We start from the raw sequence: 12,357 nt of genomic DNA on the forward strand, positions 1-12,357 counted from the left end.
AAGCAATGAAAAGCACAACCATCCGCCGCTGGTCCTTGATCCACACCTGGTCCAGCCTGATCTGCACCCTGTTCCTGCTGATGCTGGCGCTCACCGGCCTGCCGCTGATCTTCCATCACGAGATCGACCATCTGCTGGGGGATGCCCCCGAACTGCGGGAGATGCCCGCCGACACCCCGCACCTGGACCTGCAACAGCTGGTCAAGGCTGCCGAGGCCCATCGCCCGGACGAGGTCATGCAGTATTTCGGCTGGGACGAAGACGAGCCCAATGGCGTGATGGCGATCATGGCCAAGACCGCTGGCACCGAGCCCAACTCGTCCCACACCTTCATGCTCGACGCCCGCACCGGCGAGGCCGTGGCCATGCCCTCGGCCAACGGCGGATTGATGATGGTCATGCTGCGCCTGCACGTGGACCTGTTTGCCGGGCTGCCGGGCAAACTGCTGCTGGCCTTCATGGGCCTGCTGTTCGTGCTGGCGATCGTCTCCGGCACGGTGCTGTACCTGCCGTTCATGCGCCGGTTGAAGTTCGCCACGGTGCGCCAGGACAAATCCCGCCGCCTGCGCTGGCTCGACCTGCACAACCTGATCGGCGTGGTGACCCTGACCTGGGCCCTGGTGGTGGGCGTCACCGGAGTGATCAGCGCCTGCGCCGACCTGATCATCGCCGCCTGGCGCAACGACAGCCTCAGCGCCATGGTCGCGCCCTACCGCGACGCCCCAGCGCTGACTTCGCTGGCGCCGGCCAGCCGCCTGCTGGAGATCGCCAGGGAAGCGGCCCCGGGCATGCAACCAGATTTCATCGCCTTCCCCGGCACGCGCTTTTCCAGCGAGCATCACTACGCAGTATTCCTCAAGGGCGACAGCCACCTGACCTCGCACCTGCTGACCCCGGTGCTGATCGACGCCAGCAGCCTGCAGGTCACCGCCGTGGGCACGCGCCCCTGGTACATGGACGCCATGGGCATGTCCCAGCCGCTGCATTTCGGTGACTACGGCGGCCTGCCGATGAAGCTGCTGTGGGCGGCGATGGATGTGCTGACCCTCATCGTCCTGGGCAGCGGCCTGTACCTGTGGATCGTCCGCCGACGGGCCGGCCAGCCGATCCGGGAGGCGCGTCGATGAAGCCGCGGCAAGCGAGTTTCTGGAAGGTCTTCGGCGCGCCCCTGGCGCTTGGCCTGCTCTGCGCCGCCGGTTTGTTCGCCGCGCTGTTGGGCGACGGGCTCTGGGACAGCCTGAGCTGGCTGGGCCTGGGCCTACCGACGCTGATCGCCCTGCGCGGCCTGTTGCGGCGCAAGCCGGCGGCCTGAACCCGGCGCCGGGAAGCCGCGCCACAGGTACATCGAAAGCCCGAGGCCGATCAGCATCACCGGAATGAACACGCGGTTTTCCTGGAACGCCTCGATGGCCACCAGCACGCTGAACAAGGCCAGCCCCAGCAGCGGCACATAGCAGGCTGCCAGGCTCCAGCGCCACAGCTGGGTCACCGGGTCGGGACCGCGCAGGCGCAGCAGGGTGCAGGCCAGTCCCGGCAGGGCCAGCGCCGGCAGCGCCCAGTACCAGGCGATGTAGGCGAACGCCATGATCAGTTCCGGCTCACCCTCGCCCTTGCGGCGAAACTCGTACTGCAGGGCCAGATACACCGCCAACGCGCCTAGCAGGGTCAGGGCCAGGCTGTACAACCCGTGCAGAAGATAGGACCTGCGCATTCATCACTCCTTGTCGCTACTGCCACTCGCCCCTGTGGTCCATGCCACAGGCTGCGCTAAGATCCCCGGGCTGCGAGACTCCCACCCGCGAGGAATATTCATGTCCACCCCAAGCATGACGCTGTTCCACAACCCGGCATCACCTTTCGTACGCAAGGTCATGGTGCTGCTGCATGAAACCGGTCAGTTGAACCGGGTTGCCCTGCACGCCAGCCAGTTGACCCCGGTCAGCCCGGACGCCGCCCTGAACCAGGACAACCCCCTGGGCAAGATTCCCGCCCTGCGCCTGGCCGACGGCCAGGTGCTGTATGACAGCCGGGTGATCCTCGATTACCTGGACCAGCAGCACGTCGGCAACCCGCTGATCCCCCGGGACGGCTCGGCCCGCTGGCGCCGCCTGACCCTCGCGGCCCTGGCCGACGGGATCATGGACGCCTCGGTACTGGTGCGCTACGAACTGGCCCTGCGTGCCCCGGAAAAACACTGGGAGCAGTGGCTCGACGGCCAGCGCGACAAGATCCGCCGTGCCCTGGCGGTGCTGGAGAGCGAGGCGATTGCCGAGCTGGCCAGCCACTTCGATGTGGCTGCCATCAGCGTCGCCTGCGCCCTGGGCTACCTGGACTTCCGCCACCCCGATCTGGAATGGCGCCAGGAGCAGCCCAAGCTGGCGGCCTGGTATCTGGAGGTCAGCCAGCGGCCGTCGATGCTGGCGACCCGGCCGCCGGTCTAATCGGTCAGGCGCTCGGGCCTGTTCGCCGGCAAGCCGGCTCCTGCCGCACGGGGAGCGGCTTGCTGGCGCACCAGCCACCAGGCATCCCGCGGAAACAACTGGCCAATCCGCTGCGTCAGGCGCTCGCGCTGACGCTGATCTTCGCGCAAGCCCAGTGACTTACTCATGGACGGCCTCCAGGTCGAACTGCAGGGGCGCCGGCTCCTTGCGCTGTCCCAGGCCATACCAGTCCAGCTTGCGGGTCAGCACCATGAACACGCCCAGCAGGCCGAACAGCAACAGCGATCCCATCAGCAGCGCGTAGTCCTCGGCGCTGAGCAGGCCATACAGCAAGCCGTACAAGGCCGCCAGCGACAGCGCGAACACCGCGCCATTGCGCCAGCTGTGCAGCACATGGCTGACATAGAAGCCGATCAAGCCCACGCAAGCCGCCGCCGACACGCCATAGGCCAGCTCGAAACCCAGGTGTTCCGAGAGCGACAGCAGCAACAGGTAGAAGAACGCCAGCGCCACGCCCACCAGGCCGTACTGGATCGGGTGTACCGACAGGCTCTTGAGCACTTCGAACAGGAAGAAGCCGGCAAAGGTCAGGCCGATGAACAGCAAGGCATATTTGATCGCCCGGTCGCTCTTCAGGTACTGGTCCACCGGGTCGATGAAACTCACGCCAAAGCTGCGGCCGTTGAAGTCCTGGCATTGGCTGCTGTAGGCGCAGCGCTCCATGGCCTGTTCCAGATTGGTGGAGAAGAACGAGGTCTGCCAGATCGCCGAAAAGCCCTGCTCGGTGACTTCACGTTGCACCGGCAGATAGTTGCCGACAAAGCTCGGGTGCGGCCAGTTGGCCGTCAGCAGCACCTTGCTGGTCTTGCCCACCGGCAGCACCTGCAGTTGCCCGGTGCCCTGCAGGCGCAGGTCGAAGGCGAAGTCCAGGCGGGTGCTCTTCTTCAGGTCCAGGGGCGGCAACAATACGTGCACGCCTTCGTCCAGCCAGCTGACAAAGGTGCCGGGGGCAAAGTCCAGGGTCTGGCCATTGAGCTGCAGTTGCAGGGCGTTCTCGATGCCGCGGATATCGCTGATGCCCACCGCCAGGAACGGCTGGTCGAACTGATAGTCGGCAAAGTCTTCCTTGATGCCGTACTGCTCGGGCACGGCAAAATGGCCGCTGATGTGGTTGTCGGCGTGGAACAGCCGCGCCTCGTAGATCCCCCGGGCGCGCAACTCGGTCTGGGCCTTGCTGTCCAGTTCGAAATGCTCTGGCAGGAAAAACAGCCGCCCCTGTTGCTCGCTGGTTTCCTGGTAGCGCTTCTTGGTCTTGTCGTCGGTTTTCCAGGTGCGCACGGTCTTGCGGTAGTCCACCACCATCACCGGGCCGCTGATCTGCTGCTGGGTGCTGGAGCTGCGGGCGATATCGTCGAGCACGCCGTCGCGCAGGCTCTGGCGCTCGCCGATCAGGCCGCTGATCATCAACAGCGGTATCAGCAACAGCACGATCAACAGGCCAATGGCCCCGAGTTTGAAGGTCAGGTTACGGTTCATGAGGCTCTCCCAGTTGGAATGGGAGAGAGTCTGGGACGCGGGCATGGGGGTTTTATGGGAGCAATGTGGAGACTCTGTGGAGAATCCCCCCTCAGGGCAGGCGCACGCTCACCTGGACTCCGCCCGGCACGTTCTCGATGTGCATCCGACCACCATGCAACTGCACCACTTCCTCGACGAAGTTCAGCCCCAGGCCGGTGCTCTTGCGCCCGCTGTCCGGGCGCGGCAGGGAATAGAAGCGCTCGCACAAGCGCGGCAGGGCGTAGTCCGGAATCGGCTCGCCCTGGTTGAACAGCACCAGCTCCACGCCCTCCTCCACCCGCTGCGCCGTGCAACGCAGCAGGCCGCCCACGGGGCTGAAATCCAGGGCGTTGGTCAGCAGGTTCCCCAGGGCCTGGCGCAGCAGGAACGGCTCACCGGACCAGGCCAGTTCCGCCGGCACCGACAATTCCACCTGCAACTGCTTGCCTTCGATACGCCCGTGCTGGCTGTTCAGCAGCTCCTTGCACAAGGGCGCCAGGGGTACGCTGACCCGCTCTTCCAGGCCCTGGCGCTGCTCCACTTGCGCCAGGTTCAACAGGCGCTCGATCAACTGCTGCATGCGCGCGCTTTCACTGTCGATATTGCCGACGAAGCGCTGGCGCTGTTCCAGGGGCATCTCGCTCTGCAGCAACTCCGCCGCCCCACGAATCGCCGCCAGCGGGCTCTTCAGCTCATGGGTCAGGGTGTGCACGTAGCGCTCGACATAAGCCTTGCCTTCGAGCTGGGTGCGCATGCGCTCCACCGCCGTGGCCAACTGCTCCATTTCGCCGCCGCGATAGTGCGGCAGCTCGGCCCGGCGGCCTTCACTGACCGCCAGGGCGTAGGCGGTCATGCGCCGCAACGCCGCGCTCAGCCACCAGGAGAGCAAGGCGCCAAACAGCAGGCCCATGGCGATCAGCCCGGCGCCGTACCACAGCAGGCGGCGCTCGGTGCGGTCGACGTAGGGCTGCAAGGAACTGTTGGGCTTGGCCACGGTGACCACACCGATGATCTGGCCGTTGTCGCGGATCGGCGCGCCCACGTGCATCACCGAGGAATTGGGATCGTCGGCCAGCGAGCGCGACGAACGCGCGCCATATTGGCCGCGCAGGGTCAGGTAGACATCGTTCCAGCGCGAATAATCCTGGCCCACCGCCAGGCCGCTGGAATCCAGGACCACGATGCCCTTGGCGTCGGTGACGTAGATGCGGTGGTTGACCTGATTCTTCGGCAGGCCCCAGATGGTCGCCGCCGGTTGCCGCTCGCCATAGGCCCGCAACAGTTGCGGCCAGCGGTTCTCGCTGAGGGTGCCGGCCTTGAAATCGTCCCGCAGGATTTCCGCCAGCAGGTTGGCGGTGTCCACCAGGGTTTCCTCGGTGGACTGGCGCACGCCGGGGCGGATCTCCTTCATCACCGTGCTCAGCACGAAATAGCCGGTCAGGCTGATGAACAGCAGGTAGACCAGGAAGATGCGGATACCCAGCGTCATCAGGCCTGGCTCGGGCTGTAGCTGTAGCCCAGGCCGCGATGGGTCTGGATCGGCTCGGCCTCGGCCGCCACCAGGCGCAGCTTGGCCCGCAGGCTCTTGATATGGCTGTCGATATTGCGCTCGTAGCCGACATCCGCCACCACCCCCAGGGCATCGAGCAACTGCTCGCGGCTGAACACCCGCTCGGGCTGCTCCAGCAGGCATTGCAACAGGCGGAACTCATGCCGGGTCAGGCTCAGGGGTTGGGCCCGATAGCTGATCTGCACCCGCTCCGGGTCGATCACGAACAGCGCCGGAGCTGCATCCGGAGCCGCTCGCGGGGTCATGCGCTTGAGGATCGCCTTGACCCGCGCTGCCACTTCCCGGGGGCTGAAGGGCTTGACCACATAATCGTCGGCGCCGATCTCCAGACCCACCACCCGATCGATCTCACCGTCTCGGGCGCTGAGGAACATCACCGGCACTTCGCTGAAGCGCCGCAGCTGCTTGCAGGTTTCAAAGCCGCTGATATCCGGCAGGCCGATATCGAGGATGATCAGGTCCGCCGGGGTTACCCGCTGATGCTCCAGGGCCGCGTGGCCCAGGCTCAGCCAGGTGGTGGTGAAGCCTTCGCCTTGCAGGGCGAAGATCAGGGTGTCGGCAATGGCCGCTTCGTCTTCGACAATCAGGATATGGGGCATGGCATCCAAGCACGCAAATTCGGTGGGCGAACGGTGCCGGATGCCCGGTATCCCGTCAATCAGCAGTCGGGCTTGTCAGCGGTATAGCGCCGCGCCGGGTTCACCGCCGCGCCGAATTCCCGCAGCGCCTTGGCGCCGATCAGCAACGGATAGTTGAAGCTGCTGCGGTCGGTGAGGTTGACCTCCACCGTGCGCTTGACGTTGCCCAGGCACATCTCCAGCTCCACCACCGGGCGCTTGGCCGACTGCGATTCTTCGGCCTCGTCGCCCTCCTCGGAACGGCTCTTGATCTTGCTGATGCGCGCCACCTTGTGCTCATAGACCTTGCTCCCGGCATCCTTGGTGGCCAGACGGAAGCGCACCCAGTCCTCGCCATCGCGGGTAAAGGTCTGGATATCCCTGGCCGACAGCGACGCAGTCAGGGCCCCGGTGTCCATCTTGGCGGCCAGGGTTTCACCGATTTCCGGCAGGCGGATGTACTCGTAACGGCCATACAGGGTCGGCTCGGCGGCCATCACCGGCAGCGCCAACAGCGAAACAAGAGCAAGGACAGATTTCACGACAGTGGATTCCTTGAGAGAGGGGCAGCGGGATTTTAGACCGTGGCCAACCAAATGGTTCGGATGAAGGCAGCTGCAAGCCTCAAGCCTCAAGCTTGGAGCTCGCCGCTTGCAGCTTGCAGCTTGCTACTTGCCGCTTGCCATTTGGCGTACCCGCCGAAGCTGCTTATCATGGCGCGCTCAAAAGATTGCCAAGAGTGCCTTATGCGCCGCCTGCTCACCGGCTGTTTCGTCACCCTGCTCCTGCTGCTCAACACCCTGGTGCTGTTCGGCCCGCTGATGGTGTTTGCCCTGCTCAAGCTGGTCCTGCCGGGGCGCCTGCGCGACTACGCCTCGGGGGCGGTGATGTGGATCGCCGAAACCTGGGCCGAGATCGACAAGCTGATCTTTGCCTGCTGCATCCCCACCCGCTGGGACATTCGCGGTGGCGATGGCCTGCGGGTCGACACCTCCTACCTGGTGGTGAGCAACCATCAGTCCTGGGTCGACATCCCGGCCCTGATCCAGACCCTCAACCGGCGCACGCCGTTCTTCAAGTTCTTCCTCAAGAAGGAACTGATCTGGGTGCCGTTCCTCGGTCTGGCCTGGTGGGCCCTGGACTACCCCTTCATGAAGCGCTACAGCAAGGCGTTCCTGGCCAAGCACCCGGAACTGCAAGGCAAGGACCTGGAAATCACCAAAGCCGCCTGCGAGCTGTTCAAGCGCCAGCCGGTGACGGTGGTCAACTACCTGGAAGGCACCCGCTTCACCCCGGCCAAGCGCCAGCAACAAGACTCGCCCTTCCAGCACCTGCTCAAGCCCAAGGCCGGCGGCGTGGCCTTCGTCCTCGCGGCCCTGGGTGAACAGTTGGACGCGATGCTGGACGTGACCGTGGTCTATCCCCAAGAACGCATTCCCGGCTTCTGGGACCTGATCAGCGGCAGCGTGCCCAAGGTGATCATCGACATTCGCACCCGCGAACTGGACCCGGCGCTGTGGCACGGCGATTACGAAAACGACCCGGTGTTCCGCCAGCAGGTGCAGGACTGGGTCAACCAGCTGTGGACCGACAAGGACCAGCGCATCAGCGAATTGCTGGGCGAACGCCGCTGATCAATCGCTGATCACGTGGGGCAGGAAGCGACTGCTGTCCTTGGTGATCGGCGAGTTGTCCTCGCGAATGCCAATCCCCGCCGGCTGATCGCCGATCACCCAACTGCCAATCACCGTGTGATTGCCGGCAAACACCGGCAGCGGGTGAAACTGCTGGCGAATGCACGGCCCACCGCCGTAGGGCCCGGCCTCGATCAAGCGCTCGCCGCCCTCGGTGCAGATCTCCACATTGGCGCCCTCTCGGGAAAAGAACGGCTTGCGCACCCAACCCGGGCCCAGGCTGGCGGAGGGATCGTCGTCGATAAACGCCGGCAGCAGGTTCGGGTGCCCCGCATGCCGTTCCCAGAGCAGGGCCAGAGCGCCCTTGTTGGAGAGGATCGCCTTCCACGGCGGCTCGACAAACTGCGTGCCGCTGCCGGCAATGGCCGGACCAAAGGCTTCGTTGAACAGCTGTTCCCAGGGGTAGAGCTTGAACAGGCTGTCGATGGGCATCTCCAGCAGGTCGACAAAACGCCCGCCGGCATTCAGGCCGATGTCCTCGATGGCAATCAGGCGCGTGCCCAGGCCAGCCTGACGGGCGATATCGCGCAGGTATTCGACCGTGCCACGATCCTCCAGCGAATCGCGCACCGAGGCAAAGTGCATCGGCGACTTGAAGCCGCCCTGGACGAAGGCCTGCAGCAGCTTGTCCTCGATGCTGTTGAACTGATCGCAGCCAGCCGGCAGTTGTCCGCGCTGCATCTGCTGTTCGAGCCAGACGTACTGGAAGAAGCTCGCCTCGTACAGCGAGGTCGGCGTGTCGTAGTTGGTTTCCAGCAACTTGGCCGGGCCCGTGCCGTCGTAGCACAGGTCCATGCGCCCGTAGAGATGGGGATCGCCCTGCTTCCACGATTGGCGGATCAACTCGTGAAAGGCCGCAGGGATCGCCAGGCGCTGCAGCAGCTCTTCGCTGTCCACCACTTCGTCCACCAGGGCCATGCACAGCTCGTGCAGTTCCTGGGTCGGGTCTTCCAGGTCGTCCTCGATCTGCCGCAGGCTGAAGCGGTAGTAGGCCGACTCGTCCCAGTACGGCTCGCCGTCGAAAGTGTGGAAGGCAAAGCCCAACTGCTCCGCCGTGGCCTGCCAATCCACCCGCGGGGTGCTGGGGATGCGCTTCAAGAACCGAAGCTCCAGCTGCTGCGACTGGAGGAGCCGAAACCGCCACGGCTGACCACCTCATGAGCCCCGGCCAGGGGATTACCGCTGCTGGTGAAATGTTCCGGCAGGGACATGCCGAAACGCCCACCGTTGGCGTGAAAAAAGGTCCTGCCGTTCTCCACCTGCTGGCTGAGGGTGCTCAGTTGCGAGCCGCCGCGACCGTCACGCTCCTTGTACAGCGCCTCACTGAAATAGCGCGGCTCGGGCGTGGAGTCCAGGCCGATCCAGCGCCAGAAGCTGGACCCCGAACGGGTGCCACCACCACCACCACCAGAGCTGCTGGAACTGCTGGAGCTGGCCTGCTCGGGTGGCTCGTCCTCGGGCTGGACCGGCACCGTGCGCTGGGTGGTCAGGGCGACGCCCTTGGCAATCGGCACGTAGGCGCGGTTGTCACTGGAAACCATGCAGTTGCCCGCGAAGAAGTCGTCTTCACAGCGTTGCAGGTCGAGATAACGCGGCGCTATCAGCTCTCCACGCTCGCGGGCATCATCGAAAGCGCCCTGGCAGATCGCGGACGGAACCTGCGCCAGCACGCAATCGCGGACGCTGCTGAAATGCTGGGTCTGGCGCACTTCGCGGGTTGCCTGGGGCTGACCGTCACAGGCGGCCAGGGCAAACGGCACACTGCCCAGCAGCACCAGGCGCACGCTTTTACTGCGTTTCATGCCGACGCCCTCAGACCGATGGGGTCATGCAGGCCGCATTCAGCAGGCCGACACCGACAGAGACCGAAGCCACCAGGATCGCCGCGGCAATTTCCTGGTTGGCGATGCGCTGGGACAGGCCCTTGAGGGTCAGGCTGACCACCAGGAACGTGAGCAATTGCACCACCGCGGCGATACCGGCCCAGAGCAGGAAATCGATGATCGAAATGGAATGGGAAATCGCGCTGGCCACCGGAATGGCAAAGCCCAGCAAGGCGCCGGACAGGGCGATGGAGGCGGCACTGTTGCCCTGGCGGATCAGGGCGAATTCGTTATAGGGGGTCAGGCGCGTGTAGATGAACGCGTAGAGGGCAAACACCAGGGCGGCGCCCAGCATGTAGAGCATGAAACCGAGCACCGCGTCGGCGGGCAAAGACATCTTCAGTGCATCCATGAACATCGCGTTCAAACTTCCTTGGAAAACGGGGCGCGAGATATAGCACAGGCCGGATTGGGCGAAAACTGCGCAAAGGTAAAGTTTCAGGGCTTGCGGGAAGCTCCGAGAGCGATAGCCCCGACGCCGATCGCGCCGGGGCCGGGAAGCGTTATTGGTTCACGCCCCAGATGCCGCCCAGGCTTTGCAGCAGGGAACCACCAACACCCTGCTGCCCCAGGTACTGCAGGATCAGCGGGGCAAACTGGCCGATCATGCCGCTGTCCATACCCAGGGCGCCAAAGGCGTTGTTCAGGTCATTGGTGTCCTTGACGTTGCCCAGGGCGCTGCCCAGGCCGGCACTCTTGCCGGAAGACTGGCCGAGCAGGCCGCTCAAGGCGCCCAGGCTGCCCAGGGCGTTGCCGCCCGAGAGCTGGTCCAGGCCCGGTACGCTCTGGCTCAGTTGCGAATAGTCGGAACCGCTGAGTTGATTCTTCGCCAGGCCGAGCATGGCGCCAGTACCGCCGATGGCCTGCTCAGGGGTGACATTGAGTTGCGCCAGGGTGCCCAGCAGGCCGGCGGTCTGGGAAGTCGGCGCGGCGGCAGCGGCCTTGTCGCCGCCCTGCATGCCGGCAATGGCGTTGGCCGCGTCGCTCAAGCTGAAACCGCCGGCCAACGCCGAGCCGGCTGCCAGGGTCATCAGGGTAGCCAGGGCAAAACCGCGTGGAATATTCATCGAAACAACCTCATGGGGCGGGAAACCGTCCGGACTCGGGCGGCGAGAAAGCACAGATTTGACTGAAACCGACAGCGAATGTTCCGACGCCCGCCCTGCCGTCCGGCGCCTGCATCCAGCTCCGCCGCTGCTGCGTATATCGTCCACAAGCGCCACCCCCGGGCCCCGGCATGAGGCAACAGGACGTGAATGGAACAACCACCCACCCTGGACTAATCTCTGGCTGCGTCAGTCGGCGCCTGTCGCTGGCCCTTGTCCCCGTTCCTGTCAGGAGAATCGCCATTTCGAGCCTCGACACCGATCAGCTGCGGCACCTGCTGGCCCAGTGTTCACTGGGCGACCGCCGAGCCTTCGAAACCCTCTATCACATGGTTGCCCCGCGTCTGCATGGCGTCGCCCTGCGCTTCATGGGCCGTCGCGATCTGGCCGAAGAGGTGCTGCAAGAAAGCTTCGTGCGCATCTGGAACAACGCCGTGCGCTACCAGCCGCACCTGTCCGCGCCCCTGACCTGGATGGTCAACATCACCCGCAACCAGGCCATCGACCAGTTGCGCAAACACCGCGAACGGCCCCTGGGCGAACTCGAAGAACAACAGCTGGAAGATGAAACGCCCTCGGCCCACGACCAGCTGGACAGCGCCCGCGCCGCCCGGGCCCTGAACCGCTGCCTGGAAAGCCTCGAAGGCATGCAGCGCCAATCCATCACCGTGGCCTACTTCCAGGGCCTGTCCTGCTCGGAACTGGCCGAACACCTGGCTGCGCCCCTGGGCTCGGTCAAATCCTGGATTCGTCGGGGCATGGAACGCCTGCGCCGGTGCCTTGAATCATGAACTATCGACCCCCTGAACGCCGGCGCGCCCTGGCCGCCGACTACGCCATCGGCCTGATGCAGGGCGCCGCCCGCCGACGCTTCGAAATGCTCTTGCTGGACGACCCGGCGCTGCGCGAAGAACTGGCGCAGTGGCAGGAAAGCCTCGCCTGCCTGACCGAAGCCCTGCCTGAAGCGGCGGTGCCGGAACGGGTCTGGGCGAGTATCCAGGCACGCATAGAACCGCAAGTCCTGCACGTACCGCAGAAGAGTCCGCTGTGGATGCGCTGGCGTCTGGCGCTCGCCGCCTGCGCGGTGCTGGCGACCCTGTACATCGGCTTTATCCAGCAGAGCGACCAGGTGCGCTACAGCGCCACCCTGCTCAGCGCCGACCAGCAACCGGCCCTGCGGATCAAGGCCCACGCCCAGTACCTGCAAGTCGAGCCCCTGGCCCTGGCCGCCATCGGCCTGGACCGCAGCCTGGAACTCTGGGCGATCCCTGCCGATGGCCAGCCGATTTCCCTCGGCGTGGTGCCCGTGGGGGGCAAGGGCAAGATCAACCTGAGCCCGGCCCAGCGTGAACTGCTGGGCACCCCGATCGCCCTGGCGGTGAGCCTTGAGCCCCACGGCGGCTCGCCGACTGGGCAACCCACCGGGCCGGTGTTGTACCAGGGGCAATTGGCGGCGCTGTAACAGGCACCTGCTGCCGCAGGAACGGGC

General features: G+C 65.2%; 16 protein-coding genes. 6 read left to right on the forward strand and 10 right to left on the reverse strand.

Annotation, left to right across the window (positions count from 1 at the left end; translation table 11 throughout):
• Positions 1 to 5 precede the first annotated feature (5 nt).
• The gene (locus tag DNK59_RS17370; protein ID WP_110724026.1) at positions 6 to 1,127 is read left to right on the forward strand and encodes a PepSY domain-containing protein; all 1,122 of its coding nucleotides are present in this window, start codon (positions 6 to 8) and stop codon (positions 1,125 to 1,127) included.
• The gene (locus DNK59_RS17375; protein ID WP_110724027.1) at positions 1,124 to 1,312 is read left to right on the forward strand and encodes a hypothetical protein; all 189 of its coding nucleotides are present in this window, start codon (positions 1,124 to 1,126) and stop codon (positions 1,310 to 1,312) included. Before DNK59_RS17370 ends, DNK59_RS17375 begins: the two co-directional genes overlap by 4 nt.
• Here DNK59_RS17375 and DNK59_RS17380 read toward each other — a convergent pair.
• Positions 1,259 to 1,711 (reverse strand): hypothetical protein, encoded by a 453-nt coding sequence (locus tag DNK59_RS17380; protein ID WP_110724028.1) that lies wholly within the window; start codon positions 1,709 to 1,711, stop codon positions 1,259 to 1,261. The two genes, DNK59_RS17375 and DNK59_RS17380, sit on opposite strands and share 54 nt — an antisense overlap.
• 100 nt (positions 1,712 to 1,811) lie before the next feature.
• Between DNK59_RS17380 and DNK59_RS17385 the strand changes: the two genes are divergently transcribed.
• Positions 1,812 to 2,441, forward strand: coding sequence for a glutathione S-transferase N-terminal domain-containing protein (locus DNK59_RS17385; RefSeq protein WP_110724029.1), 630 nt, complete (start codon positions 1,812 to 1,814; stop codon positions 2,439 to 2,441).
• Here the strand turns inward: DNK59_RS17385 and DNK59_RS31815 are convergent.
• From DNK59_RS31815 to DNK59_RS17405, 5 genes are all read right to left on the reverse strand, one after another.
• Positions 2,438 to 2,608, reverse strand: a complete 171-nt coding sequence (locus DNK59_RS31815) for a hypothetical protein (protein ID WP_158288756.1) — start codon at positions 2,606 to 2,608, stop codon at positions 2,438 to 2,440. The two genes, DNK59_RS17385 and DNK59_RS31815, sit on opposite strands and share 4 nt — an antisense overlap.
• Positions 2,601 to 3,977 (reverse strand): cell envelope integrity protein CreD, encoded by a 1,377-nt coding sequence (gene creD / locus DNK59_RS17390; protein WP_256596446.1) that lies wholly within the window; start codon positions 3,975 to 3,977, stop codon positions 2,601 to 2,603. The genes DNK59_RS31815 and creD overlap by 8 nt, the downstream gene beginning before the upstream one ends.
• Before the next feature lie 91 nt (positions 3,978 to 4,068).
• Positions 4,069 to 5,487 carry a two-component system sensor histidine kinase CreC gene (gene creC, locus DNK59_RS17395; protein WP_110724031.1) on the reverse strand — a complete coding sequence of 473 codons (1,419 nt, stop codon included), beginning with the start codon at positions 5,485 to 5,487 and terminating at the stop codon, positions 4,069 to 4,071.
• Positions 5,487 to 6,167: a two-component system response regulator CreB gene (gene creB, locus DNK59_RS17400; protein WP_110724113.1), complete on the reverse strand. Its 681-nt coding sequence runs from the start codon at positions 6,165 to 6,167 to the stop codon at positions 5,487 to 5,489. The genes creC and creB overlap by 1 nt, the downstream gene beginning before the upstream one ends.
• Positions 6,168 to 6,226: 59 nt before the next feature.
• Positions 6,227 to 6,727, reverse strand: a complete 501-nt coding sequence (locus DNK59_RS17405; protein WP_110724032.1) for an ATP-dependent zinc protease — start codon at positions 6,725 to 6,727, stop codon at positions 6,227 to 6,229.
• 204 nt (positions 6,728 to 6,931) lie between these two features.
• On the opposite strand from DNK59_RS17405, the gene DNK59_RS17410 reads away from it, so the two are divergent.
• Positions 6,932 to 7,819 (forward strand): acyltransferase, encoded by an 888-nt coding sequence (locus DNK59_RS17410; RefSeq protein WP_110724033.1) that lies wholly within the window; start codon positions 6,932 to 6,934, stop codon positions 7,817 to 7,819.
• On the opposite strand, the gene DNK59_RS17415 is transcribed toward DNK59_RS17410, so the two are convergent.
• The 4 genes from DNK59_RS17415 to DNK59_RS17430 form a co-directional block, all read right to left on the reverse strand.
• Positions 7,820 to 8,977, reverse strand: a complete 1,158-nt coding sequence (locus DNK59_RS17415; RefSeq protein WP_110724034.1) for a glutathionylspermidine synthase family protein — start codon at positions 8,975 to 8,977, stop codon at positions 7,820 to 7,822. It abuts the gene before it with no gap.
• Positions 8,974 to 9,681 carry a DUF1190 domain-containing protein gene (locus tag DNK59_RS17420; protein ID WP_110724035.1) on the reverse strand — a complete coding sequence of 236 codons (708 nt, stop codon included), beginning with the start codon at positions 9,679 to 9,681 and terminating at the stop codon, positions 8,974 to 8,976. Before DNK59_RS17420 ends, DNK59_RS17415 begins: the two co-directional genes overlap by 4 nt.
• A 10-nt stretch (positions 9,682 to 9,691) precedes the next feature.
• Complete coding sequence (locus tag DNK59_RS17425) at positions 9,692 to 10,120, reverse strand: DUF350 domain-containing protein (protein ID WP_047306408.1); 429 nt, start codon at positions 10,118 to 10,120, stop codon at positions 9,692 to 9,694.
• A gap of 145 nt (positions 10,121 to 10,265) precedes the next feature.
• On the reverse strand, positions 10,266 to 10,829 hold the full coding sequence (locus DNK59_RS17430; protein ID WP_092309112.1) for a DUF2780 domain-containing protein: 564 nt from the start codon (positions 10,827 to 10,829) through the stop codon (positions 10,266 to 10,268).
• A gap of 185 nt (positions 10,830 to 11,014) precedes the next feature.
• On the opposite strand from DNK59_RS17430, the gene DNK59_RS17435 reads away from it, so the two are divergent.
• Both DNK59_RS17435 and DNK59_RS17440 read left to right on the forward strand, forming a co-directional pair.
• Positions 11,015 to 11,659: a sigma-70 family RNA polymerase sigma factor gene (locus DNK59_RS17435; RefSeq protein WP_256596447.1), complete on the forward strand. Its 645-nt coding sequence runs from the start codon at positions 11,015 to 11,017 to the stop codon at positions 11,657 to 11,659.
• On the forward strand, positions 11,656 to 12,330 hold the full coding sequence (locus tag DNK59_RS17440; RefSeq protein WP_110724037.1) for an anti-sigma factor domain-containing protein: 675 nt from the start codon (positions 11,656 to 11,658) through the stop codon (positions 12,328 to 12,330). Before DNK59_RS17435 ends, DNK59_RS17440 begins: the two co-directional genes overlap by 4 nt.
• The last annotated feature ends 27 nt before the right edge of the window (positions 12,331 to 12,357 follow it).

Origin of the sequence: Pseudomonas sp. TKO26 (assembly GCF_003225665.1) — a bacterium.
In the GTDB taxonomy this organism is placed as follows: Bacteria; Pseudomonadota; Gammaproteobacteria; order Pseudomonadales; family Pseudomonadaceae; genus Aquipseudomonas; species Aquipseudomonas saponiphila.

Bases quoted from the DNA above. Each gene is read 5' to 3' on its own strand.
- DNK59_RS17370 (WP_110724026.1), top strand. From the start codon at position 6: ATGAAAAGCACAACCATCCGCCGCTGGTCCTTGATCCACACCTGGTCC.
- DNK59_RS17375 (WP_110724027.1), top strand. From the start codon at position 1,124: ATGAAGCCGCGGCAAGCGAGTTTCTGGAAGGTCTTCGGCGCGCCCCTG.
- DNK59_RS17380 (WP_110724028.1), bottom strand. From the start codon at position 1,711: ATGCGCAGGTCCTATCTTCTGCACGGGTTGTACAGCCTGGCCCTGACC.
- DNK59_RS17385 (WP_110724029.1), top strand. From the start codon at position 1,812: ATGTCCACCCCAAGCATGACGCTGTTCCACAACCCGGCATCACCTTTC.
- DNK59_RS31815 (WP_158288756.1), bottom strand. From the start codon at position 2,608: ATGAGTAAGTCACTGGGCTTGCGCGAAGATCAGCGTCAGCGCGAGCGC.
- creD (WP_256596446.1), bottom strand. From the start codon at position 3,977: ATGAACCGTAACCTGACCTTCAAACTCGGGGCCATTGGCCTGTTGATC.
- creC (WP_110724031.1), bottom strand. From the start codon at position 5,487: ATGACGCTGGGTATCCGCATCTTCCTGGTCTACCTGCTGTTCATCAGC.
- creB (WP_110724113.1), bottom strand. From the start codon at position 6,167: ATGCCCCATATCCTGATTGTCGAAGACGAAGCGGCCATTGCCGACACC.
- DNK59_RS17410 (WP_110724033.1), top strand. From the start codon at position 6,932: ATGCGCCGCCTGCTCACCGGCTGTTTCGTCACCCTGCTCCTGCTGCTC.
- DNK59_RS17420 (WP_110724035.1), bottom strand. From the start codon at position 9,681: ATGAAACGCAGTAAAAGCGTGCGCCTGGTGCTGCTGGGCAGTGTGCCG.
- DNK59_RS17425 (WP_047306408.1), bottom strand. From the start codon at position 10,120: ATGTTCATGGATGCACTGAAGATGTCTTTGCCCGCCGACGCGGTGCTC.
- DNK59_RS17430 (WP_092309112.1), bottom strand. From the start codon at position 10,829: ATGAATATTCCACGCGGTTTTGCCCTGGCTACCCTGATGACCCTGGCA.
- DNK59_RS17440 (WP_110724037.1), top strand. From the start codon at position 11,656: ATGAACTATCGACCCCCTGAACGCCGGCGCGCCCTGGCCGCCGACTAC.